Here is a 23,024-nt window from a genome sequence, read left to right as displayed (position 1 = left end):
CCCGCAGTCTGTCATGTTCCCCTGTCAGTCTCACAAGGGGTGTTCGTGGACCAACATCATTACCTGCCGGGTAATCGACCGCGCGAGGACGGGACGCGATCGTTGAGCCACCGGGTTCCGGGCCGGCGCACTCCGCTCCGGAACCCGGTCCCCGCAGCCGCGCACCGACCCCGACGGAGGGTGACTCGTCATGTCCACCAACCAGCTGGCCGTCCTCGCCCGCACCGCCGAACCGCAGCTGATGCTGCGCCGCTTCCTCGCCCTCGACGCGGTGGTGACCGGCGTCAACGCGGTCGCCTACCTCGCCCTCTCCGGCCCGCTCGGCCGGTTCCTCGGCGCCGGCTCCGGACTGCTCCTCGCCCTCGGCGCGTTCCTCGCGGTGTACGCCGGGTGCGTCGCCCTGTTGGCCGCGCGCCCTGAGCCGCCGGCCCTCGGGGTGCGGGCGGTCGTGGAGGCCAACCTCGCCTGGGCGGCGGTCAGCTTCGCCGCCCTCGGCCTGTGGCTGACGCCCACCACGGCCGGTGCGGTGTGGACGGTCCTCCAGGCACTCACCGTCGCCGGGTTCGCGCTGCTCCAGTACGCCGCGCTGAGACAGCGTCAGGACAGCAGCGTCTGAAGGTACTTGACCGTCGCCGGGTCGGCCGGGAGCAGCGTCTCGATGGCCAGCTCGGCGACGGTCACGTCCATCGGCGTGTTGAAGGTGGAGATGGACGAGATGAACGACAGCGTCCGGCCCTCGTGCTCGATCTGCATCGGCAGCGCGAAGTACGGCACCGGCTCGGCCGGCTCCTCGCCCGCGCCGCCGACCGGCACCGGGTACGCCGCCACCTCCTCGTACAGCGCCCGCAGCGGCTCCGAGCGGTGCAGCGCGATCTGCCGCTCCATCTGCTCCAGCAGGTGCCCGCGCCACTCGCGCAGGTTGCGGATGCGCGGCGCCAGCCCCTCCGGGTGCAGGGTCAGCCGCATCGCGTTGACCGGCGGCTCCAGCAGATGCTCCGGCAGGCCGTCCATCAGCATCAGGATGCCCCGGTTGGCGGCCAGCACCCGGTACGTCCCGTCCACGACCAGCGCGGGATACGGCTCGTATCCCCGGATCAGCCGCTCCATGCCCTCGCGCACGGCGTCCAGCGCCGGGTCGTCCAGCGGGGTCTCCGGGTAGCGCGGGGCGTAACCGGCCGCGAGCAGCAGCGCGTTGCGCTCGCGCACCGGCACCTCCAGGTGCTCGGCGAGCCGCAGCACCATCTCCTCGCTCGGCCGGGAGCGGCCCGTCTCGACGAAGCTGATGTGCCGGGCGGAGGAGTCGGCGCGCAGCGCCAGCTCCAGCTGGCTGACCCGCCGCCGCTCCCGCCAGGCCCGCAGCAGCGGACCCACGCCCTGGGCGGTGGGGGCGGTACCGGACACGAGTGCGGTCATACCCCGCACGGTAGCCGACCCGGGCCGTCGAAGGGGTGGGCTGGCCCTCCTGACCAGGGCCCGGACGGCCGGGCTGTGGCACGCTGAAGGTGACGCGGCCGCCGAGCCGTCCGCCGCCCAGGAGAGGAGCGCAGCCCATGTCCGTCGAACCGCTGTCGCAGCAGGAGATCGAGGAGCGGCTGGCCGAGTTGCCGGGCTGGTCCCTCGACGACGGCCGCCTCACCCGCTCCTACCGGCTCGGCTCGCACTTCGCGGCGGCCGCGATGGTCGTCCACGTCGCCCAGGTGCAGGAGGAGCTCGACCACCACTCCGACCTCACCCTCGGCTACAACACGGTCTCCCTCGCCGTGCACACCCACAGCGCGGGCGGCGCCGTCACCGAGAAGGACGTGGAGCTCGCCCGCAGGGTGGAGGACCTGGCCGCCGGCCACGGGGCACACTGACGGTGTGCTCGACTACGACAAGGAAGCGGAAGTCTACGACGCCTCCCGCGGCGGCGAGCCCCGCGCCGAGGCCGCCGCACGGGCCGTACTGAGCCTCGTACCACCGCGGGCGCGCAGCCTGCTCGACGTCGCCTGCGGCACCGGCATCGTCACCCGGCGGCTCGCGGCCGGCCGGACCGACCTGCGCGTGACCGGCGCCGACCGCGCGCCCGCCATGGCCCGGCGCGCCGCCGCCCGGCTGCCCGGCGCCGTGGTCCTCGCCGACAGCCGCAGGCTGCCCTTCCGGGACGGCGAGTTCGACGCCGTCAGCAGCGTGTGGCTGCTCCACCTGGCGGGCAGCGGCCCGAACGTGCGGGCGATCGTCGGCGAGTGCGCCCGCGTCCTGCGCCCCGGCGGGGTGTACGTCACCACGGTCGACAAGGGCGCCTCGCACAACGTGGGCAGCGACATCGACGCCGTACTGGCCACCCGCCCGCCGAGCACCGCGCACGACGCGGCCGACCTCGTCGAGTCCCACGCCCGTGCCCACGGCCTGCTCCCCGCCGGCCACGCCCGCTTCACCGGCCACGGCCAGGGCCGCAGCCCCCGCCGCACGATCGCCGACCTCAGGCGCGGCTGGTTCGTCACCCTCCCGCCGGGCGACCCGCGCGCGGACGACTTCGCCGGCCGGCTCGCGGCGCTGCCCGACCAGGACCGGCCCCGGCCCGACCCGGTGTTCACGCTGCGGGCGTTCGCGAAGCCGTAGGAAGCCGCAGCCGATGGGCGGCAACCCGGCGGCCTCGGGCGGCGACCCAGAGACGGAACCCATCCGTCCTCCAGGAGGTTCGTCCCGTGAGCCACCCCCGCAAGCACCGCGGACGCCGTCCGCTCGTCCTCGGCGCGGCCCTCGCCGCCGCCGCGCTCGTCGGCACCGGCCTGACCACACTCACCACCGACACCGCCGAGGCGGCGACCGCCCGGCAGGTCGAGGCCCTCGACCGGGGCGTGGTCAGCGTCCACACCGGCGACGGCAACCTGGTCGGCTGGCGCTGGCTGGCCACCGACCCGGACAACGTGGCGTTCAACGTCTACCGTGCCGGCACGAAGGTCAACTCCACACCCGTCACCGGCTCCACCACCTTCTTCCACGCCGGCGCCCCCTCCCACGCCGACTACACGGTCCGCGCGGTCGTGAACGGTACCGAGCAGAGCGACTCGGTCCACGCGATCCAGTTCCGGGCCGGCTACAAGGACGTGCCGATCTCCCCGCCCGCCGGCGGCACCACCCCCGACGGCGTCTCCTACACCTACGAGGCCAACGACGCCTCCGTCGGCGACCTCGACGGCGACGGCGCCCTCGACCTGGTCCTGAAGTGGCAGCCCACCAACGCCAAGGACAACTCCCAGTCCGGCCACACCGGCAACACGATCGTCGACGGAATCCGGCTCGACGGCACCCGGCTGTGGCGCGTCGACCTCGGCCGCAACATCCGCTCCGGCGCCCACTACACGCAGTTCCAGGTGTACGACTACGACGGCGACGGCAAGGCCGAGGTCGCCATGAAGACCGCCGACGGCACGAGGGACGGCACGGGCGCGGTCATCGGCGACCCATCGGCCGACCACCGCAACTCGTCCGGCTACATCCTCACCGGCCCCGAGTACCTGACCATGTTCGACGGGCGGACCGGCAGGGCCATGGGCACGGTCGACTACGTCCCCGCCCGGGGCAACGTCTCCTCCTGGGGCGACTCCTACGGCAACCGCGTCGACCGCTTCCTGGCCGGCACGGCCTACCTGGACGGCTCCCGCCCCTCCCTGATCATGGCGCGCGGCTACTACACCCGCTCGGTCATAGCCGCCTGGGACTGGCGGGACGGCCGCTTCACCCGCCGCTGGACCTTCGACACCAACTCCTCCACCAACGCCGGCAGGGGCTACGACGGCCAGGGCAACCACCAGCTGTCCGTGGCGGACGTCGACGGCGACGGCAGGGACGAGATCGTCTACGGCGCGATGGCCGTAGACGACAACGGCCACGCCCTGTGGACCACGCGCAACGGCCACGGCGACGCCATGCACGTCGGCGACCTCGACCCGTCCCGCCCCGGCCTGGAGGAGTTCAAGGTCGACGAGGACAGCTCCAAGCCCTCCTCCTGGATGGCCGACGCCCGCACCGGTCACATCATCTGGGCCACGGGCGCGAGCGGCGACAACGGCCGGGGCGTCTCGGCCGACATCTGGTCCGGCAGCGCGGGCGCGGAGTCCTGGTCGTCGGCCGAGAGCGGCATCCGCGACCCGAAGGGCACGGTCGTCAACGGCCGCAAGCCCTCCAGCACCAACTTCCTGTCCTGGTGGGACGGCGACCCCGTCCGCGAACTCCTCGACGGCACCCGCGTCGACAAGTACGGCACCTCCGGCGACACCCGCCTGCTCACCGGCTCCGGCGTCGCCTCCAACAACGGCACGAAGGCCACCCCGGTCCTGTCCGGCGACATCCTCGGCGACTGGCGCGAGGAGATCGTCTGGCGCACGAGCAACAACACCGCCCTGCGGATCTACTCCACCCCGCACGACACCGACCGCAGGATCACGACCCTCCTCCACGACACCCAGTACCGCACGGCCCTGGCGTGGCAGAACACCGCCTACAACCAGCCGCCGCACCCGAGCTTCTTCATCGGCAGCGGGATGGCGACCGCGCTCAGGCCGACGGTGTACGCGCCCTGATCCGCCGCCGCGTCCTCACGCGGCCTCGTCCACCGGCGGGGGCTTCCCGCCGGTGACCACCTTCCTGACCCACCCCTGCGTCAGCCGCGTCCGGGAGGCGAGTACCTCCACGGGTACGCCCCGCCGGTACGCGGCGCGCAGGGCGGCGTCCCGGCAGCCGTGAAGTCTCTGCTTCGCGGCCTTGGCCGTGACCGTCCGGTGCAGCAGTACCGCCAGTCCGAGCATCAGCCGCCCCGCCGCGCCCTCCCACGTTCGCGCCATGCGGCGCCCCCTGTCCTCGGCCACCCACTTCTACTGACACAACGGTCGAAGAAGTGCAGCGTCGCTGCAAGGGCGTGAAACGGGCGCACTCGTCACGGAAGCGGGAGGGCGCGCCGCACGCACGCGCCCTCCCGAAGGGTCACTCCTGCGCGCAGACCCCGTCACCCGTCTCGAACGACGCCGGTGCCGCGTTGGTCCCCGACCAGCTCCCCGTGAAGCCGAAGCTCACCGAGGCGCCCGGTGCCACGGTGCCGTTCCAGCCGACGTTCTGAGCCGTCACGGTGGCGCCCGACTGGGTGTGCCCCGCGTTCCACATCTGCGTCACCTTCTGGCTGCCGGGGAACGACCAGTCCAGAGCCCAGCCGTCCCAGGCGGACGTGCCCGTGTTGGTGAGCCGCACCTCGGCCTGGAAGCCGCCCGACCACTGGTTGGTGACCGTGTACGTCACCGCGCAGGCGCCGGTCGGCGTCGGGTCCGGTCCCGGACCGGTACCGGCCGTGTCGCCGTAGACGATCCCGCGCCCGTTGGTCGCCACGTACACCCGCCCGTACACGCGCGGGTCACCCGTGATGGCCGCGCCGGTCCAGCCCCACTGGTGGGCGTCGTCGTTGACGCGGGTCCAGGTGGCGCCCTGGTCGGTGGAGCGGAAGATGCCGCGGACTCCGGCGATCTTCGCGCTGGTGTAGAGGGTCTGGTAGGAAGCGCCCGGCGCCGCCTTGCCGAAGCCGACGGTGTCGGCCTCCTCGACGTTCGGGAGCCTGGTGAAGCTCGCGCCGCCGTCCGTCGAGTGCCACAGGCCGTACGGTCCGTCCGCCGCCCCGCCGGCCAGCCAGATGTCGCCCTCCCCACCCGGCAGCGCCTTGAAGCGGACGCTGTCCCCGGCGGGCAGTCCGGTGGCCGCCGACGCGGTGAAGGTCGCGCCGCCGTCCGTGCTGACGTAGAACTTCCCGGACTTGAAACCGTAGAAGGTGTTCGGGTCGACCCGGTCGGACTCGACGACCGCCCCGGCCGGGATGCCGCTCGACGCCTGCCAGGTCGCGCCGAAGCCCGTCGTGTGGTGCACGCCGGCACCCTGCGGACTCCACACGAACCGGCCGCCGTCCGCGCCCGCGGCCACCGTGCCGCCGCCGCTCACGCCCGAAGGGTCGCTCCCGCCGGACCAGTTGGCGCCGTTGTCCGTGGAGAAGGCGATGTGCGGGCCCGCGTCGAGGTTCCCGGCCCGCACGACGACGTCCGGGTTCGTCTCCGCGAAGTCCAGACTCGTGGTGGAGGTGAAGTTCGGGGAGGTGAACATCATCGACGGCACCTCGGTCAGGCTCGTGTGCCGGAAGCCGCCGATGTCACCGAGCGCGCTGAGCAGCGGGGCGCCCGACGGAGGAGCGGCCAGGTCGTTCACCGCGGTCTCCTCCAGCCCGCGGACCATGGGCTCGATCGTGAACGCGCCGCCCTCGTCGTCCCAGTTCGTGAGGTTCTCCGTGCCGTAGACCGTCGCTCCGGTCCCGTACATCATCCGGTCCGAGTCGAACGGGTCGATCTCCAGCGCCTCCGTCATCCAGCCCAGCTTCGGCGTCTGCTCGGGCGGCGTCGGATTCGCGCCCCAGGTCAGCCACGGCGACGACGAGACGTCCATGGTGTAGCGGTTCTCCCGGGTCGGGTACGACGTGTACTCCCACGCCTGCGTCCATGACGCGCCGCTGTCCGTCGAGCGGAAGATCTGCGTGTCCGGCCACCAGGAGCTGTACGCCGTCGCCATCACCGTGCCGGGGTTCTGCCGGTCGACGGTCAGGCCGCTGAAGCCGAAGTAGGTGTCGGCCTCGGCGACCGGGCTGATGTCCGACCAGGTGCCCGTCGCCGTCGCGTACCGGTACAGCCGGCCCTTGCCGCCGTCGTACGGGCCGCCGGTGTCGCTGTAGGCCAGGTACAGGTAGCCGTTCTCCGCGTCCAGGACACCCTTGTGGGCCAGGTAGCCGGTGGGCTGCCCGGCGACCCGCTCCCAGGTCGCGCCCGCGTCGGTCGAGCGGTAGACGGCGTTCTCCTTGTCGGCGACCCCCACGTAGACCGTCTGCGTGGGAGTGCCCGCCGTGCCCGTGGACTCGTCGAAGGTCACCCAGACGACGCCCTGGTTGTCCGAGGCGTAGCCGCTCGTGTCCGTGGGGTCCTGCACGTAGTTCCCGGGGTTGGGGAAGGCCGTCACCTCGGACCAGGTGACGCCCGCGTCCGTCGAGCGCCACAGGCCGTTGCCGCTGGGCGCGCCCAGGTACAGCACGTCGTTGTCGTGCGGGTCGACGGCCAGGCGCTCGCCCATGCCGCGGCCCGGCATGTTGCCTCCCAGCTTGAACGGCAGGTCGGTCTTCTCCCACGTCGCGCCCCGGTCGGTGGAGCGCAGCACCGCGCCGTTGCCCGGGTCCCAGTCGTTGGTGTACGTGCCGACCGCCGCGTACACCCGGTCGGGGTCGACGGAGTCGGAGGCGATGCTGACCACGCCCGTGTGGCCCCAGTCCTCCCAGCCGACGTGGTCCAGCAACGGCGTCCAGGTCTTCGTCCCCTCCTGCCAGCGGTAGGCGCCGCCGATGTCGGTGCGGGCGTAGGCCAGGTCCTTCTCGGAGCGGTTGAAGACGATGCCGGGGACGAAGCCGCCCCCGTCGATGCGGGCGTTCTTCCAGGTGTAGGTGTCGGCGGCCACGGCGGCCGCCTTCGGCTCGGCGGCCAGCGCCGCGGGCGGACCGCCCGTGAGGAGGCCGGCAGCCAGGGCCAGCAGCGCGGTGAGGATCCTGGTTCTTCGCACGGTGGGGAACCGTCCTTCCGTCAGGAACAGAACACATGCGAGGCCGGGCGGCCCTCGGCGTGGACGAGGGGCCGCCCGGCAGGTGGTCCCGCCGTCCGGTGGCGGAACCGTGCACACGGAGCCGTCAAGCGCCCCAAAGGGGCGCGGGGAACTGCGCGACCAGCCACGCACGGCCTGCAGTCGAGAACCCCCGCAACCCGCGGAGCGCTTCGCGGGGGACTATTCGAGCAGCTCCGCGTACGAACCCATGGCGAGGGCGATGTCCGCCTGTGCCCAGAAGCGGTGGTACGTGAACGTGGGCGCGGCGCCGCCCGCGAGGTAGCTCTCGATCTTCGACCAGGCCGGGTCGTCCTGGTAGAAGGAACGGATCGAGGAGAACGTCGACGACGCGTCGATCGTGTCGCCGTTCGGCATGGTTCCGGTCCAGCCGTCCGGTACGTGCACCGGGTCGTCGAAGCGGTTGTAGTCGGCGCGGGTCTCCGGGACGGCGATGCCGAGCGCGTCCTGGTTGTTCTCCCACATGCCGTCCAGCAGCGCCTTGGCGGTGGACGCCGCCTCGGTGTCGCCGGAGCGGTCGGCGTAGTACGTCAGGGTCTTGGCGTACGCCGCCGCCACACCGACGTCGTTGGTGTAGTCGGCGACGGTGACGTGAAGGCCGGCGTTGTCACCGGGGGAGGACGCGTTCCAGGTGTCCGGCTGCCCCGACCACTTCAGCGTCGCGGGGATGAGGAAGGTGCCGTCCGGGTTGACCGTCGTCTCCGACAACGCCCAGTCGACCCACTTGTCCAGGACCTCCTTCGCCCGTGCGTCGCCGCTCTGCTGGTAGTACTCGGCGACCCGCTCCATGGACCACGCCTGGAAGCCGAACCACTGGTTGGACGGCGGGTCGTGGTACACCGGCTTCTCGTCGTAGTACATGCCGTAGAAGGTCGGCGTACCGGCCGGCGGGGTCGCGTACCGGCCCGCCCAGCTGTTGGTCGCGCCGCCCGCGATGGCACCCTCGTCGGACTGGAGCCAGCGGTAGAACTCGATCTGCCGGTCCAGGGACTTGGCCCAGTCCGCCGTGCCCGTCGCCGACTTCGGCTTCAGGTCGTCGTACGTGCTCAGCGCGTACGCCGCCAGCGGGTTCTGGTAGCCGCCGTGGGTGTGGCTGGAGCCGATGCGCCAGGCCCAGCCCGCCGAGGTGTCGACGGCGCCGCCCCACGCGTAGTACCAGGACAGCAGGTAGTGCGAGGAGCCCTTGCCGGTGCCCGCCGGGCAGCTCGACGGCCCCACGCAGTTCCCGACCTTCTTGAAGTACTTGTCGTACATGGCGTAGCGCAGGTAGTCGCCCATCTTGGCGGCCTTGTCCAGGGTGCCGGCGATCTCGTCACCCTTGCCCTGCTCCTCGGCCCAGATGTCCGCCCAGTACGCGGCCTGCACCGCCCGCGCGTCGGCGTCCGGGGCGTTGGTGAACTTCCACTGCTTCGCGTAGGACGCGTCGCCCGTGAACAGGTCCAGGTAGCCGTTGGGGCCGCCGTACTTGAAGGCGTCGCAGGCCGGCTGCGGCACCGTCTCCCACACCGACTCCTGTGCGCCGCGCTGGAAGGTGTTGATGTAGGAGGGGCCGGTGTCGGAGGGGCCCGCCTCGCAGTTGCCGGGCGAGTTGCCGTAGCCGTAGGTGTTGTCGACGTCCTGGAGCCAGTGCATGCCGTAGACGTCGTCCGTGCCGTACGCCGACTTCAGCTCGGCGGCGATCGGGTCGGGGCCGACCGAGACCGTGCCGTCCAGCGGGGCCGGGTACTCGTCCGGCGTGTCCAGCTCGGGTGCGTACGTCGCCGGCTTGGACGCGTTGTAGGACGAGTTGGTCGGCTGGTCGGCGTGCGTGGGGATCATGTAGGTCTCCATGATCTCCCAGGCGTTGTTGAACCGGTCCCAGTCGCCGGTCACCTTGCCGTACATGGCCTGGAGCCACAGCAGGTAGCTGTACGCCTCGGACGTGGTCTCGTGCCCGTGGTCCGGCGCCTCCACGATCAGCGTCTCGACCGAGTGGTACGGGATGCCCTCGGGCGAGAAGTAGCCGTTCGCCGGGTCGGTGATCTTCCCGTAGAGCTCCAGGAAGCGGGCGTCGTAGTCCTTCTGGGCGCCCAGCTGGGTGACGGTGACCGCGGCCATGCCGTGGCCGGGTGCCGTCGACTCGAAGACCGCCGAGCCGGTGCCGGAGGCGTCGGCCGCAATGGTCACCTGTTGCGCGGTGTCCCAGTTCGCTGGGGTGAAGGTGAGGCTCGCCCCGGCGGAGACCGACAGACCGGTGTTGCCGCTCGCGCGGGCCGTGGTCACCGTGACGTCCGCGACCGGTTCCTTGGACAGCTTGACCTCGTACGTTCCCGACTCGCCCTGCTGGATGCCCAGTTGAGCGGGTGTGGCGACCACGGTCGGTCCCGAGGCGACCGTGATACCGACCGGCACGGAGGCGGCGGAGGCGCCCATGCCGTCGTAGGCCTTCGCCACCAGGGAATGACTGCCCACGGTCAAGCCAGAGGTGGAGTGCGTGTAGGGCGCGCTGGTGTCGGTGCCCAGCAGGGTGGTGTCGTCGTAGAACTCCACCTTGCTGATGCCGGCGTCGTCGGCGGCCGCCGCCGTGGCGGCCAGCGGGACGGCCTCGCCCTGCGAGTAGACCGAGCCCGGCTCCGGGCTGGTCAGCACGGTGATCGGGGGCTGGTGCGCCCCGGCGCAGGTCGTGCCGTTGACGGCGAAGCTCGTCGGCGCGGCGTTGGTGCCGCTGTAGGTGAACTGCCCGCCGGTGGTGACGGCGGCGCCGGCCGCGACGCGGGCGTTGTACGGGGCGTTCTTGACGGTGACGGTCTTCCCGGACTGGCTCCAGGTGCCGTTCCAGCCGTTGGTCAGCTTCTGGTCGCCCGCGTAGTCGTACGTGAGCGTCCAGCCGTCGATGGCGTCGGCGCCACGGTTGGTGAGCGTCAGCTCGGCGGTGAAGCCGGAGCCCCAGTCGTTGGTCCTGTAGTCCACGCTGCACTGAAGTGCGGCCGCCTGGGCGGGAGTCGAACCGGTGCCCAGCATGGTGAGGGGTAACGCGAGGGCCGCCAGCGCGGCCGTCCACAGCCGCCGCGAGGTGCGGCGTCTGCGTCTGTGTGCGGGATGCATAGTGCTGGTTCCTCCTTGCGGCTCGGGGAGTGTGGGGGCGGAGCAACAAGCCTTGAACCAGTGGGAGCGCTCCCATAGTGGGGAGGGGGGTCAGTGCGGTCAAGATGTGTGGAGAGTCGAAAAGATTCGACGGGTGCTGCCGAGAGAAAGTCGGTAACTCCTCTGTTCTTCACCGTCACTTGGCGCTACCTTCATCGGCACCAGTGGGAGCGGTTCCATCAGTCGACGCGTCCGTCACGGCGCGACCGAACTGCGAGGAGTCGCTCATGCGCCACCCCCCGCACCACCTTCCGCGTTCAGGACTTTTAGCCGCGCCCGCGGCCCGTCCGACGCGTCATCGGCCGGCGTGCCGGCTCGCACACCCCCCGGGCGGTTCCACCGTGCCCGCGGGCCGTCCCTGACCTCCGTCCGCGACGGCACCCCCATGCCGTCCGGAAGCGGGCCGCGCCGGTGCGCGCGGTCCCGGACGTCCAGTACGCGCACCTCCGACCGAACAGCACGCGCACCCCTGACCGAACGCACGCGCACCCCACGAAAGAAGGAACCCGCACTCATGACCCGTAGCAGAACCGCGATGCTCGCCGCCCTGGCGCTGGTCGCCGGGGCATCCGGCACGGCCTTCGCCGCGCAGTCCGCCGGTGCCGGCGCGGCCGCCGTCCCCTGCACCGTCGACTACCAGGTGCAGAACGACTGGGGCAGCGGCTTCACCGCCGCCGTGACCGTCACCAACAACGGCGCCGCGACCTCCGGCTGGTCACTGGGGTGGACGTTCGCCGGCAGCCAGCAGGTCACCAACGGCTGGAACGCGAAGCTCAGCCAGAGCGGCGCCGCCGTCACCGCGGCCAACGAGTCCTACAACGGCACGCTGTCCACCGGCGGTTCGGCGAGCTTCGGCTTCCAGGGAACCTACAGCGGCAGCAACGCCGTCCCCGCCACCTTCACCCTCAACGGCGTGACCTGCAACGTCGACGACGGCGGATCGACCGACCCCGACCCGACCGACCCGCCGGACCCGACGGACCCGCCCGTGGAGGGCGAGCGGGTGGACAACCCCTACGACGGCGCCAAGGTCTACGTGAACCCCGAGTGGAGCGCCAAGGCGGCGGCCGAGCCCGGCGGCGACCGCATCGCCGACCAGCCCACCGGTGTATGGCTCGACCGGATCGCCGCCATCGAAGGCGTCAACGGCGGCATGGGGCTGCGCGACCACCTCGACAAGGCGCTGGAGCAGAAGGGCTCCGGCGAACTCGCCATCCAGCTCGTCATCTACAACCTGCCCGGACGCGACTGCGCCGCCCTCGCCTCCAACGGCGAGCTGGGCCCGGACGAGATCGGCCGGTACAAGACCGAGTACATCGACCCGATCAGCGAGATCCTCGCCGACCCGAAGTACGCGGACCTCCGGATCGTCACCACGGTCGAGATCGACTCGCTGCCCAACCTGGTCACCAACGTCACCCCGCGGCCGACCGCCACGGAGAACTGTGACGAGATGAAGGCCAACGGCAACTACCAGAAGGGCGTCGGCTACGCCCTGAACAAGCTCGGCGACATCGACAACGTCTACAACTACGTGGACGCCGGCCACCACGGCTGGCTCGGCTGGGACAGCAACTTCGGTCCCTCCGCCGACATGTTCAAGACCGCCGCCACCACCGAGGGCGCGACCGTCGACGACGTGCACGGCTTCATCGTCAACACCGCCAACTACAGCGCCCTGAAGGAGGAGAACTTCAAGATCACGGATTCGGTGAACGGAACCTCCGTGCGCCAGTCCGACTGGGTCGACTGGAACCAGTACACCGACGAGCTGTCCTACGCCCAGGCCATGCGCGACAAGCTGGTCTCGATCGGCTTCGACCAGAACCTCGGCATGCTGATCGACACCTCCCGCAACGGCTGGGGCGGCGAAGCACGGCCCACCGGACCGGGCGCGACGACCGACGTGAACACCTACGTGGACGGTGGGCGCTACGACCGCCGCATCCACCTCGGCAACTGGTGCAACCAGTCCGGAGCCGGCCTCGGCGAGCGCCCGCAGGCCAGCCCCGCCGCCGGGATCGACGCGTACGTGTGGATGAAGCCCCCGGGTGAGTCCGACGGTGCGAGCGAGCCGATCGACAACGACGAGGGCAAGGGCTTCGACCGGATGTGCGACCCCACCTATCAGGGCAACCCGCGCAACGGCGGCAACCCCTCCGGCGCGCTGCCCGACGCCCCGATCTCCGGCCACTGGTTCTCCGCGCAGTTCCAGGAGCTGATGAAGAACGCCTACCCGCCGCTGTCCTGAGCGGACTCCGGCGTAGCTGACGCCGTCGGGGCCCGGCCCTCCCCGGCCGGGCCCCGGTGGCACTTTTTGCGGTCACGGCAACTTCGTTTGCCTCCGCGCGGTGCGTCGTCGCACCCTGACGGCACCGCGAACGGGAGGCTGACCACCATGGCGCACGACCACCACGACACCCACCACCGGCACGACACCGTGCACGGACACGGACACGGCCACGACCACGACCACGACCACGACCACGGGCACACCGACATGGACTGGGCCGAGATGGCCCCACTGCTGGAGGCCCAGGCGGAGCTGTACACCCCCCTGTACCGGCAGGCCATGGCCTGGCTGGCGCGGGAGGTGGCCGAGCCCGGCCTGGTCGTCGACGTCGGCAGCGGACCCGGCGTCGTCTCCTGCCTGTTCGCCGACACCTTCCCCGGCGCCCGCGTCCTCGCCGTCGACGGCGCCGAGCCCCTGCTGGAGCGGGCCCGCGACCGCGCCGCGCGCCTCGGTGCCGCCGACCGCTTCGGCACCCTCACCGGCGAGCTGCCCGGGGTGCTGGGCGAGCTCGACTACCCGGCCGACCTGATGTGGGCGAGCCAGAGCCTGCACCACCTCGGCGACCAGCGCGCGGCCGTGGCCGCACTCGCCGGGCACCTCGCACCCGGCGGCACGCTGGCCGTCCTGGAGGGCGGGCTGCCCGCCCGGTTCCTGCCCCGCGACATCGGGATCGGGCGTCCCGGGCTGCAGGCCAGGATGCACGCCGTGGAGGAGGACGCCTTCGCCGAGATGCGCGCGAACACGCCCGGCTCCGTGCCCGAGACCGAGGACTGGCCGGCGATGCTGACCGCCGCCGGCCTGAAGCACACCGGCACCCGCAGCTTCCTGCTGGACCTGCCGGCGCCGCTGTCGGACGAGGCCCGCGCCTACGTCACCACGTCGCTGTCCCGCCTGCGCGACCGCCTAGGCGACGGGCTCGACGCCACCGACCGGGAAACCCTCGACCGGCTCCTCGACCCCGCCGACGAGGCGAGCGCGCACCGGCGGCAGGACGTGTTCGTGCTGGTGGCGCACACGGTCTACACGGCGGTGCGGCCCGTCTGACGCGGACCCTTGACTTGGAGAGCACTCCAAGTGATGGACTCCCTGCGCTGTCCGGAACGGGTCCGGCAGCCCGGACACCCAGGGGGGACCATGACCGACTCACCGGTAGCGCTCATCACCGGCGGCGGCAGCGGAATTGGAGCTGCCGTCGCTCGGCGGTTGCTGGAGGCGGGGCAGCGGGTGGCCGTCACCGGCCGCGGGGAGGCGAGGCTGCGTGCGTTCCGGGAGGAACTCGGTGACCCCGAGAACCTGCTGACGCTCGTCGGCGACGCCGCCGACCACACGCAGGTGGGCGCCGCCGTCGAGGCCGCGCTGAAGGCGTTCGGCCGGCTGGACACGGTCGTCGCCAACGCGGGATTCGCCACCCACGACTCGGTCGCCGAGGGCGACCCGGCCGGTTGGAGCGAGATGGTGCTGACCAACGTGCTCGGTCCGGCCCTGCTGATCAGGGCGTCGATCGACGCCCTCAAGGAGACGCGCGGGCGGATCGTGCTGGTCGGCAGCGTCGCGGGCTTCGTACCCACGCCGGGCAACATCTACGGCGCGACCAAGTGGGCGGTGACCGGGCTCGCGGAGAACACCCGGCGCGAGGTCACCCAGTGGGGCGTCGGCGTGACGCTGATCGCGCCCGGCCGGGTGGAGACCCCGTTCTGGGACGCCCACGGCAGCCTGCCGCCCGGTGAGCTGCTGACCGCCGGCCAGATCGCCGACTCGATCGTCTGGGCGATGACCCAGCCGGCCGGCGTCGACGTCAACACCGTGGTCGTACGTCCGCTGGGGCAGCCCAACTGAGACGGCGCACGAGGGGCCCGGTCGTTGCCGGCCGGGCCCCTCGCGCGGGCGTCGCCTCACTCGCCGTTGAACTCCGCCGGGTCGAAGCCCGTCCGCCGGTCCTCGTTCAGCGCGCTGATCGCCGCGAGGTCCTCGGTGTCCAGGCTGAAGCCGAACACGTCGATGTTCTCCTTGATCCGCGACGGCGTCACGGACTTCGGGATCACCACGTTGCCGACCTGGAGGTGCCAGCGCAGCACCACCTGGGCCGGGCTGCGGCCGTGCTTCTGGGCGATCGCCACGATCGCCGGGATCTCCAGGATGCCCTTGCCGGAGCCGAGCGGGGACCACGCCTCGGTGGCGATGCCCTGCTCCGCGTGGTACTCGCGGGCGGCGTGCTGCTGGAGGTGCGGGTGCAGCTCGATCTGGTTGACGGCGGGGATGACCGACGTCTCGCCGATCAGCCGCTCCAGGTGCTCCGGGTAGAAGTTGGAGACGCCGATGGCCCGGACGCGGCCGTCGGCGTGCAGCTTCTCGAACGCCTTGTACGTGTCGACGTAGCGCTCCTTGGCCGGCATCGGCCAGTGGATCAGGTACAGGTCCACGTACTCCAGGCCCAGCTTCGCCAGCGACGTGTCGAAGGCGCGGAGGGTGGAGTCGTACCCCTGGTCCTTGTTCCAGAGCTTGGTGGTGACGAACAGATCCTCGCGGGGGACGCCGGAGGCTGCGATCGCCCGGCCGGTGCCCTCCTCGTTGCCGTAGATCGCCGCCGTGTCGATGCTGCGGTACCCGGCCTCCAGCGCCTGGGCGACGGCCGTGTGGGCCTCGTCGTCCGGCACCTGCCAGACGCCGAAGCCCAGCTGGGGCATCTCGACGCCGTTGTTCAGGATGATCGGGGGGACCTTGCTGCTCACGAGCTCTTGATCCTTCGGTTGTGGTCAGGTGGTACTCCCATCGTCAACGATCACGGCCCGTGACGCATTCCTGACCGGCGAACTCACGCTCTGTAAAGCGCCTCGACCTCGGCGCCGTAGGCGTTCTCGATGGCCTTGCGCTTGAGCTTGAGCGACGGGGTGAGCAGCCCGTGCTCCTCGGTGAACGGCTGGGCCAGTATGCGGAAGGTGCGGATGGACTCGGCCTGCGACACCAGCGTGTTGGCGGCGACGACCGCGCGCCGCACCTCCGTCTCCAGGTCGGCGTCGTGCACCAGCTCGGCCGGGGGCATCCGGGGCTTGTTGCGCATCGCCAGCCAGTGGTCGACCGCCTCGGTGTCCAGGGTGATGAGGGCGGCCACGTAGGGGCGGTCGTTGCCGACGACGATGCACTGGTTGACCAGCGGGTGGTCCCGGACGCGCTCCTCCAGCAGTCCGGGGGAGACGCTCTTGCCGCCGGAGGTCACCAGGATCTCCTTCTTGCGGCCGGTGATGGTGAGGTAGCCGTCCTCGTCCAGCGCGCCCAGGTCACCGGTGGCCAGCCAGCCCTCGTGCAGGGTCTCGTCGGTGGCCTTGGGGTTGTTCAGGTAGCCCTGGAAGACGTTGTCGCCGTTCAGCCAGATCTCGCCGTCGTCCGCGATGTGCACGGTGACGCCCGGGATCGGCCGGCCGACGGTGCCGTAGCGGGTGCGCTCGGGCGGGTTGGCGGTGGCCGCCGCCGTGGACTCGGTCAGGCCGTACCCCTCGTAGATCTGCACGCCGGCGCCCGCGAAGAACAGCCCCATCCGCCGGTCCATCGCCGAGCCGCCCGACATGGCGTTGCGGATGCGCCCGCCCATCGCGGCCCGCACCTTGGCGTAGACGAGCTTGTCGAAGAACTGGTGCTGCACGCGCAGGCCCGCCGACGGTCCCGGACCGATGCCCCAGGCCCTCGCCTCCACCGCCTCCGCGTACTTCACGGCCACGTCCACGGCCTTCTCGAACGGGCCGCCCTTCCCCTCCTTCTCGGCCTTGCGCCGGGCCGCGTGGAACACCTTCTCGAAGATGTACGGCACGGCCAGGATGAACGTCGGCCTGAACGCGGCCAGGTCGGGCAGCAGCGCGGCGGCGTTGAGCTGCGGCTGGTGGCCGAAGCGGACCTTGCCGCGGATCGCCGCGACCTCCACCATCCGCCCGAAGACGTGTGCGAGCGGCAGGAACAGCAGGGTCGCCGCCTCGTCGCCCTTCCTGGAGTGGAACACCGGCTCCCAGCGCTCGATGACGGTGTCCGCCTCGTACATGAAGTTGGCGTGCGTCAGCACGCAGCCCTTGGGGCGGCCCGTGGTGCCCGAGGTGTAGATGACGGTGGCGACCGTGTCCGGCGTGACCGCCCTGCGGTGGCGGTGCACCACCTCGTCGTCGAGGTGGGCGCCCGCGTCGTACAGCTCCTGGACGGCGCCGGAGTCGAGCTGCCACAGGCCGCGCAGGTGCGGCAGCCGGTCGATGACGGTGGCGATCGTCATCGCGTGGTCCTCGTGCTCCACGACCGCGGCCGTCACCCCGGCGTCGTGGAGCATCCACAGGCACTGCTCGGCCGAGGAGGTCGGGTAGACGGGCACCACCTGGGCGCCGATCGTCCACAGGGCGAAGTCGAAGAGCGTCCACTCGTAGCGGGTGCGGGACATGACGGCGACCCGGTCACCGAAGCGGACGCCCTGGGCGAGCAGCCCCTTGGCGAGGGCCAGCACCTCGTCGCGGAACGCGCCGGCGCTCACGTCCCGCCACTGCCCGGCGTCGTCCTTGCGGCCGAGCGCGATGTGTCCCGGGTCCTCCTGGGCATGCCGGAAGACGACGTCGGCCAGACCGCCCACCGGTGGTGCCGACGTCGACGGAGGACTGGTGAACTCGCGCAAACCCCGCTCCCCGCTCCTGGCTCCCCGGTTCCCTGGTTCCCTGGCTCCGGGGTGACGCCCCGCACAGCGCGGTGAAAGCTACCCCACGCGGAACGGCGGCGGCAGGGGCGCCGAACGCGAGCAGTGCTCAGGTCCGCGCTGGTCAGCGGGAGGAAATGCGCTCACATGGGGAAGGGTCGGACACGTTCCTGACGTTTGAGTAAGTTTCGGTGGCGTAATCTCCACCGAATCTGTACGACCCACTTACCACCGGTATGGGGCTCACCCGTGCGATGCCCGTGCGCCGGGACCCCGGTGCAGGCGGTCGCCGCCCGCCAGGATCGCGGCCGCCAGGGCGTCCGCCGCGCCCTGCGCCGAGGGATGTCGCCTGCCGTGCACGAGTACGAAGTCGACCCGGCCGAGCTCCGGCAGCCCGGCCCGGTCCGGCACCCGCGCCAGGCCGGGCGGGATCAGTCCCCGCGAGTGCGCCATCACGCCGAGGCCGGCGCGAGCCGCCGCGATCAGTCCGTTGAGGCTGCCGCTGGTGCAGGCGACGCGCCACTCGCGGCCCTGCCGCTGCAGGGCGTCGAAGGCCAGCGCGCGGGTGATGCCCGGCGGCGGGTAGACGATGAGCGGCACCGGACGGTCCGGGTCGAGGCGCAGGCGTTCCGCGCCGATCCACACCAGCCGGTCGCTCCAGACCGGCTCGCCCCGCGGGTCCTCGGGCCGCCGCTTGGCCAGTACCAGGTCCAGCTTCCCGGCGGCCAGCTGCTCGTGCAGCGTCCCCGACAGTTCCACCGTCAACTCCAGGTCGACCTCGGGGTGGTCGTGCCGGAAGCCTTCAAGGATCTCCGGCAGCCGGGTGAGCACGAAGTCCTCGGAGGCCCCGAAGCGCAGCCGTCCGCGCAGTCGCGTACCGGTGAAGAAGGCCGTCGCCTGCTCGTGCACCTCCACGATCCGGCGTGCGAACCCCAGCATCGCCTCGCCGTCCTCCGTCAGCTCCACGGAGTGGGTGTCGCGGCTGAAGAGCTGCCGGCCGGTGGCGTCCTCCAGCCGCCGCACGTGCTGGCTCACGGTCGACTGGCGCAGCCCGAGCCGCCGGGCGGCCTGCGTGAAGCTCAGCGTCTGCGCCACCGACAGGAAAGTGCGCAGGTGGGACGGCTCGTACATGCCACCACCCTATCGCCGGTCGTGATGACAGTCAGAGCGGTATGCCGGATTCCCGATCGCTGGGCGAGGGAGCAGGATGGAGCGGGGACCCAAACAAGCAGAACAAGCAGAACGAGCAAGTGGAGCACCGTGAGACGCCTGCGACGGCCGCGTTGGATGCCGATCGACCCGTACATCCTGCTGCTGCTCGGGACGGTGGGCCTCGCGGCACTGCTGCCGGCCCGCGGCGCGGGCGCGGACGTCGCCTCCGGTGCGTCCACGGCCGCGATCGCCTTCCTCTTCTTCCTCTACGGGGCCCGGCTCTCCACCCGTGAGGCGATGGACGGCCTGCGGCACTGGCGGCTCCACATCACCGTGCTGGCCTGCACCTTCGTCGTCTTCCCCCTGCTGGGCATCGCCTCGCGGGGACTCGTCCCGGTCTTCCTGACCGACCCCCTCTACCAGGGCCTGCTCTTCCTCACCCTGGTGCCGTCCACCATCCAGTCGTCGATCGCCTTCACCTCGATCGCCCGCGGCAACGTGCCCGCCGCGATCTGCGCGGGCTCCTTCTCCTCGCTGGTCGGCATCGTCGTGACGCCGCTGCTGGCGGCGGCGCTGCTGGGCGGCGACGGGGGCGGGTTCTCCGCCGACTCGGTGGTGGCGATCGTGCTGCAACTGCTGGTGCCGTTCGTCGCCGGGCAGGTGCTGCGCCGCTGGATCGGAGGCTTCGTGGCCCGGCACAAGAAGGTGCTCGGGCTCGTCGACCGCGGCTCGATCCTCCTCGTCGTCTACACGGCGTTCAGCGAGGGCATGGTCGAGGGCGTCTGGCACCAGGTCAGCCCGGCGCGGATGGCCGGGCTGCTGGCGGTCCAGGCCGTACTGCTCGCCGTGATGCTGCTGCTCACCTGGTACGGGGCGAAGGCGCTGGGCTTCGGCCGGGCGGACCGGATCGCGATCCAGTTCGCCGGGTCGAAGAAGTCCCTCGCCGCCGGACTGCCGATGGCCAGCGTCCTGTTCGGCGCCCAGGCCTCACTGGCCGTGCTGCCGCTGATGCTCTTCCACCAGATGCAGCTGATGGTGTGCGCGGTCATCGCCAAGCGCCGGTCGCACGATCCGGAGGCGGACGCCGAGGAGGGAGCCGCCACTCCCGAACGCGCGGCGGCGGGCACCGGCGGCCGCTGACCCGGGGGCGGCGGTCTCACCCGCCCGGCGCCACCCCGGCCACGCTGTCCATGGGCAGGTGCAGCACGGTGTTCCCGAGCGCCGAGGGCGGGTTCCCGGCGGCGATCTCCTCGTCGGTCAGTGCCCGGTTCCACACGTGCACCTCGTCGATCGCGCCGGTGAAGCGGGCCCGGCCGTCCATCCGCTCGCCGATGTGCACACCGAACGGCGAGTAGCGGCTCACCGATCCGGGGACGTCCGCCGCGCCGACCGCCGTACCGTCGAGGAACAGGGTCAGCCGGCCACCGCCGCGGCGGAGCGCCAGGTGGTGCCAGCGGCCGTCGTTGTGGGCACCGTCGGTGCGCACCCACGCCGAGCGCGGGGCCGCCCCGCCGTCGCGCGCGGTGATCAGCCCCTGGACCCGGCCGTTGCCGGGCTCGGCGCGCAACCACACCTGGGGCTGCCGGGTGCCGATACCGCCCATCCACAGCAGCGGCTGCTCCCCGTCGTCCGCCGAGTACCGGAACCACAGCGACGCGGTGAAGTCCCCGCTCCCCAGCGGCAGCCGCTCGTCGTACGGCAGCCGTACGGCGTCGTCGGCGCCGTCGAGGGCGAGCGCGCCGCCCACCGCGCCGTCCGTCGTCCCGGCGCCCCCGAGCACGTTCGCGGGCGCGGCACCGGCGGCCAGGTCGGGGGTGGTCGGACCGGCGCCCCGGCGCGGCTGGAGCCAGTCCTCGGTGAAGCGGGCGAAGCGGATCTCGTCGCGGGCGTCCACCGGCCCGGCCTCGTACAGCAGGCCCACCGTCCCGTCGTCGTCCACGGCCGCCATGTCGGAGTAGCCGGACCAGTCCCGGGTGACGACCGTGCCGCGGTCCACGCCGCCCCAGGTCGCGCCGCCGTCGTAGGAGGAGCGGACGGTCATCGTGCGGCGGCGGTCGGGGTCGGCGGGGGCGGACAGCAGGAGGCGGTCGCCGAGGCGGAGCACGGCGCCCTGCACCTGCGGGGTGTACAGGTCCGGCAGGGCCCGGAAGGGCGCCGTGAAGCTGTCGCCGCCGTCACGGCTGACGGCCTGGGTGCGGTGGCCGAGGTCGGTGCCGTTCTCCTCCCGGCCGCTGACCAGGAGCGAGCCGTCGGCGCGTTCGGTGAGGGTGAGTTCGGACGGCTTCTGCCGGAAGGTGCCGTCGGCGGCCACCGGCCAGGTGTCGGTGGCCCCGACCCTCCAGTGCTCGCCGCCGTCGTCGCTGACCACGAGCGCCGCGTGGTTGGCGGTGACCCGGCCGCCGGCCCAGGTCTCGGCGTTGACGCCGATCACCAGCCGCCCGGCGTGCTCGCCGCCGGTGAGCTGGACGCCGTGCACGGGGCCGGTCGCGTACCAGGAGTTCCAGTCGGGCGGCAGGATCTGGGCGCTCAGGTCGCGGGGCGCGGACCAGGTGCGGCCGTCGTCGTCGCTGTACTGGAGGTGAGGCGTGCGGGCGCAGGGCACCGCGCAGTTGCCGCCGTCCGCGCGGCCCGCGTTGTACGTCTCGACCAGCAGGACGCGCCCGGTGGCGCGGTCCACGACCGGCGCCGGGTTGCCGTGGGTGTCGCCGCCGCCCTCGTTGACGACCTGGAGCGGACCCCAGGTGCGCCCGCCGTCCGTGGAGCGCTTGACGACGATGTCGATGTCGCCGGCGTCCCCGCAGTCGAGGACGCGCCCCTCGGCGAAGGCCAGCAGGGTGCCCTCCGTCGTCCGCACGATCGCCGGGATGCGGAAGCAGGCGTAGCCGCCGGGGTCCTGGTCGGCCCGGAAGAGGACCCGCTGCTCGAACTCCCCGGCCCTGCCGTGCCCTTCGGCGTGGACGGCGGGGGCTGGCAGCACGGAGGCGGCCAGGGCGAACAGGGCGGCGAGGGCGAGCAGGGGGGAGCGCGGGCGGGTGCGGGGAGGTGACGGCATGGAGCGGTCTGCCCTTCAGGCGGCTGGTCGGAGCCGGTCGTCAGGGCATCAGTAGATCAGGGCGACAGGTGTCTGATACGCCCCATTCGATCACTCGCGTGTCGCCGGACGGCGCGCCCGGCGTCCCGGGACCGGGATCACGGCGGGGCCCCCTGCGGCGCAGGGGGCGCTCCCCGCCGGTCGGGGCCCCGCCGCCGTGCCGCTGGGAGCCGGTCAGCCCCGGGCGGCCGCGGCCCCGAGGACGACGCGGTCCTCACCCGCGTACACGTTCATGGAGGCGCCGCGCAGGAAGCCCACCAGGGTGAGTCCCGTCTCGGCGGCCAGGTCCACCGCGAGCGACGACGGCGCCGACACGGCGGCCAGCACCGGGATGCCCGCCATCACGGCCTTCTGCGCCAGCTCGAACGAGGCCCGGCCGGACACCAGCAGGATCGAGCGGGACAGCGGCAGGTCCCCGTTCCGCAGGGCGCGGCCGACCAGTTTGTCGACCGCGTTGTGCCGGCCCACGTCCTCCCGTACGTCCACCAGTTCGCCGCCCTCGTCGAACAGGGCCGCCGCGTGCAGGCCGCCGGTGCGGTCGAAGACCCGCTGGGCGGCGCGCAGCCGGTCGGGCAGGCTCGCCAGCAGTTCCGGGGTGACGCGGACCGGGGGAGTGTCGGCGATGGGCCAGCGGGCCGTCGTGCGCACCGCGTCCAGGCTCGCCTTGCCGCACAGGCCGCAGGAGGAGGTGGTGTAGACGTTCCGCTGCAAAGTGATGTCCGGGACCGGCACGTGCGCGGCGGTCCGCACGTCCACCACGTTGTACGTGTTCGAGCCGTCGGCGGTCGCTCCCGCGCAGTAGACGATGTTCCGCAGGTCGCCCTGGCCGGCGAGCACGCCCTCGCTCACCAGGAAACCGGCCGCCAGCGCGAAGTCGTCTCCCGGGGTGCGCATCGTGATCGCGAGGGGCTTGCCGTTCAGCCGGATCTCCAGCGGTTCCTCGGCGACGAGCGTGTCCGGCCGGGTGGAGACCGCCCCGTCCCGGATGCGGATGACCTTGCGTCGTTCCGTGACTCGTCCCATGTGTGTCATTGTCCCGC

Annotated in this window: 17 protein-coding genes; 8 read left to right on the top strand and 9 right to left on the bottom strand. The window is 72.1% G+C overall.

Translation table 11 applies throughout. The features are described 5' to 3' along the window. Positions 1-190 precede the first annotated feature (190 nt). On the top strand, positions 191-616 hold the full coding sequence (locus KUM03_RS31515) for a hypothetical protein (protein ID WP_217253964.1): 426 nt from the start codon (positions 191-193) through the stop codon (positions 614-616). Here the strand turns inward: KUM03_RS31515 and KUM03_RS31510 are convergent. Further along, positions 598-1,413, bottom strand: coding sequence for a helix-turn-helix domain-containing protein (locus KUM03_RS31510; RefSeq protein WP_217253963.1), 816 nt, complete (start codon positions 1,411-1,413; stop codon positions 598-600). The two genes, KUM03_RS31515 and KUM03_RS31510, sit on opposite strands and share 19 nt — an antisense overlap. A gap of 137 nt (positions 1,414-1,550) precedes the next feature. Here KUM03_RS31510 and KUM03_RS31505 point away from each other — a divergent pair, with 137 nt between their 5' ends. The 3 genes from KUM03_RS31505 (at position 1,551) to KUM03_RS31495 (ending at position 4,565) form a co-directional block, all read left to right on the top strand. Then, positions 1,551-1,856 (top strand): 4a-hydroxytetrahydrobiopterin dehydratase, encoded by a 306-nt coding sequence (locus KUM03_RS31505; protein ID WP_217253962.1) that lies wholly within the window; start codon positions 1,551-1,553, stop codon positions 1,854-1,856. Positions 1,857-1,860: 4 nt separating this feature from the next. Next, positions 1,861-2,601 (top strand): class I SAM-dependent methyltransferase, encoded by a 741-nt coding sequence (locus tag KUM03_RS31500; protein WP_217253961.1) that lies wholly within the window; start codon positions 1,861-1,863, stop codon positions 2,599-2,601. A gap of 86 nt (positions 2,602-2,687) precedes the next feature. Continuing rightward, on the top strand, positions 2,688-4,565 hold the full coding sequence (locus KUM03_RS31495) for a rhamnogalacturonan lyase (protein ID WP_308406458.1): 1,878 nt from the start codon (positions 2,688-2,690) through the stop codon (positions 4,563-4,565). Between the two features lie 15 nt (positions 4,566-4,580). Here the strand turns inward: KUM03_RS31495 and KUM03_RS31490 are convergent, their stop codons facing one another. The 3 genes from KUM03_RS31490 to KUM03_RS31480 all read right to left on the bottom strand — a co-directional run bounded on the left by KUM03_RS31490 (position 4,581) and on the right by KUM03_RS31480 (position 10,752). Continuing rightward, positions 4,581-4,826 carry a hypothetical protein gene (locus KUM03_RS31490; RefSeq protein WP_217253960.1) on the bottom strand — a complete coding sequence of 82 codons (246 nt, stop codon included), beginning with the start codon at positions 4,824-4,826 and terminating at the stop codon, positions 4,581-4,583. Positions 4,827-4,965: 139 nt separating this feature from the next. After that, positions 4,966-7,611: a cellulose binding domain-containing protein gene (locus KUM03_RS31485; RefSeq protein WP_217253959.1), complete on the bottom strand. Its 2,646-nt coding sequence runs from the start codon at positions 7,609-7,611 to the stop codon at positions 4,966-4,968. 219 nt (positions 7,612-7,830) lie between these two features. Further along, positions 7,831-10,752, bottom strand: a complete 2,922-nt coding sequence (locus KUM03_RS31480) for a glycoside hydrolase family 48 protein (protein ID WP_217253958.1) — start codon at positions 10,750-10,752, stop codon at positions 7,831-7,833. A 553-nt stretch (positions 10,753-11,305) separates the two neighbouring features. Between KUM03_RS31480 and KUM03_RS31475 the strand changes: the two genes are divergently transcribed. From KUM03_RS31475 to KUM03_RS31465, 3 genes are all read left to right on the top strand, one after another. After that, positions 11,306-13,042, top strand: a complete 1,737-nt coding sequence (locus KUM03_RS31475) for a glycoside hydrolase family 6 protein (RefSeq protein WP_217253957.1) — start codon at positions 11,306-11,308, stop codon at positions 13,040-13,042. A gap of 147 nt (positions 13,043-13,189) precedes the next feature. Next, positions 13,190-14,128 (top strand): trans-aconitate 2-methyltransferase, encoded by a 939-nt coding sequence (locus KUM03_RS31470; RefSeq protein WP_217253956.1) that lies wholly within the window; start codon positions 13,190-13,192, stop codon positions 14,126-14,128. 90 nt (positions 14,129-14,218) lie between these two features. Next, positions 14,219-14,920, top strand: a complete 702-nt coding sequence (locus KUM03_RS31465) for an SDR family oxidoreductase (RefSeq protein ID WP_217253955.1) — start codon at positions 14,219-14,221, stop codon at positions 14,918-14,920. A 56-nt stretch (positions 14,921-14,976) separates the two neighbouring features. Here KUM03_RS31465 and KUM03_RS31460 read toward each other — a convergent pair whose 3' ends face one another. The 3 genes from KUM03_RS31460 to KUM03_RS31450 all read right to left on the bottom strand — a co-directional run bounded on the left by KUM03_RS31460 (position 14,977) and on the right by KUM03_RS31450 (position 18,872). After that, complete coding sequence (locus KUM03_RS31460; RefSeq protein WP_308406457.1) at positions 14,977-15,813, bottom strand: aldo/keto reductase; 837 nt, start codon at positions 15,811-15,813, stop codon at positions 14,977-14,979. 83 nt (positions 15,814-15,896) lie between these two features. Continuing rightward, the gene (locus KUM03_RS31455; RefSeq protein ID WP_217253954.1) at positions 15,897-17,723 is read right to left on the bottom strand and encodes a long-chain fatty acid--CoA ligase; all 1,827 of its coding nucleotides are present in this window, start codon (positions 17,721-17,723) and stop codon (positions 15,897-15,899) included. A 261-nt stretch (positions 17,724-17,984) separates the two neighbouring features. Continuing rightward, a complete protein-coding gene (locus KUM03_RS31450) occupies positions 17,985-18,872 on the bottom strand; it encodes a LysR substrate-binding domain-containing protein (RefSeq protein ID WP_217253953.1) in 888 nt (295 codons plus the stop codon). 156 nt (positions 18,873-19,028) lie between these two features. Here KUM03_RS31450 and KUM03_RS31445 point away from each other — a divergent pair, with 156 nt between their 5' ends. Further along, positions 19,029-20,033 carry a bile acid:sodium symporter family protein gene (locus tag KUM03_RS31445; RefSeq protein ID WP_217253952.1) on the top strand — a complete coding sequence of 335 codons (1,005 nt, stop codon included), beginning with the start codon at positions 19,029-19,031 and terminating at the stop codon, positions 20,031-20,033. A 16-nt stretch (positions 20,034-20,049) separates the two neighbouring features. On the opposite strand, the gene KUM03_RS31440 is transcribed toward KUM03_RS31445, so the two are convergent. Both KUM03_RS31440 and fdhD read right to left on the bottom strand, forming a co-directional pair. After that, a complete protein-coding gene (locus KUM03_RS31440) occupies positions 20,050-21,945 on the bottom strand; it encodes a sialidase family protein (protein WP_217253951.1) in 1,896 nt (631 codons plus the stop codon). 213 nt (positions 21,946-22,158) lie between these two features. After that, positions 22,159-23,007 carry a formate dehydrogenase accessory sulfurtransferase FdhD gene (gene fdhD / locus KUM03_RS31435; RefSeq protein WP_217253950.1) on the bottom strand — a complete coding sequence of 283 codons (849 nt, stop codon included), beginning with the start codon at positions 23,005-23,007 and terminating at the stop codon, positions 22,159-22,161. Positions 23,008-23,024 lie beyond the last annotated feature (17 nt).

This window comes from Streptomyces sp. AC602_WCS936, assembly GCF_019049125.1.
Lineage (GTDB): Bacteria > Actinomycetota > Actinomycetes > Streptomycetales > Streptomycetaceae > Streptomyces.
This window is presented reverse-complemented; position numbering and strand designations above follow the sequence as displayed.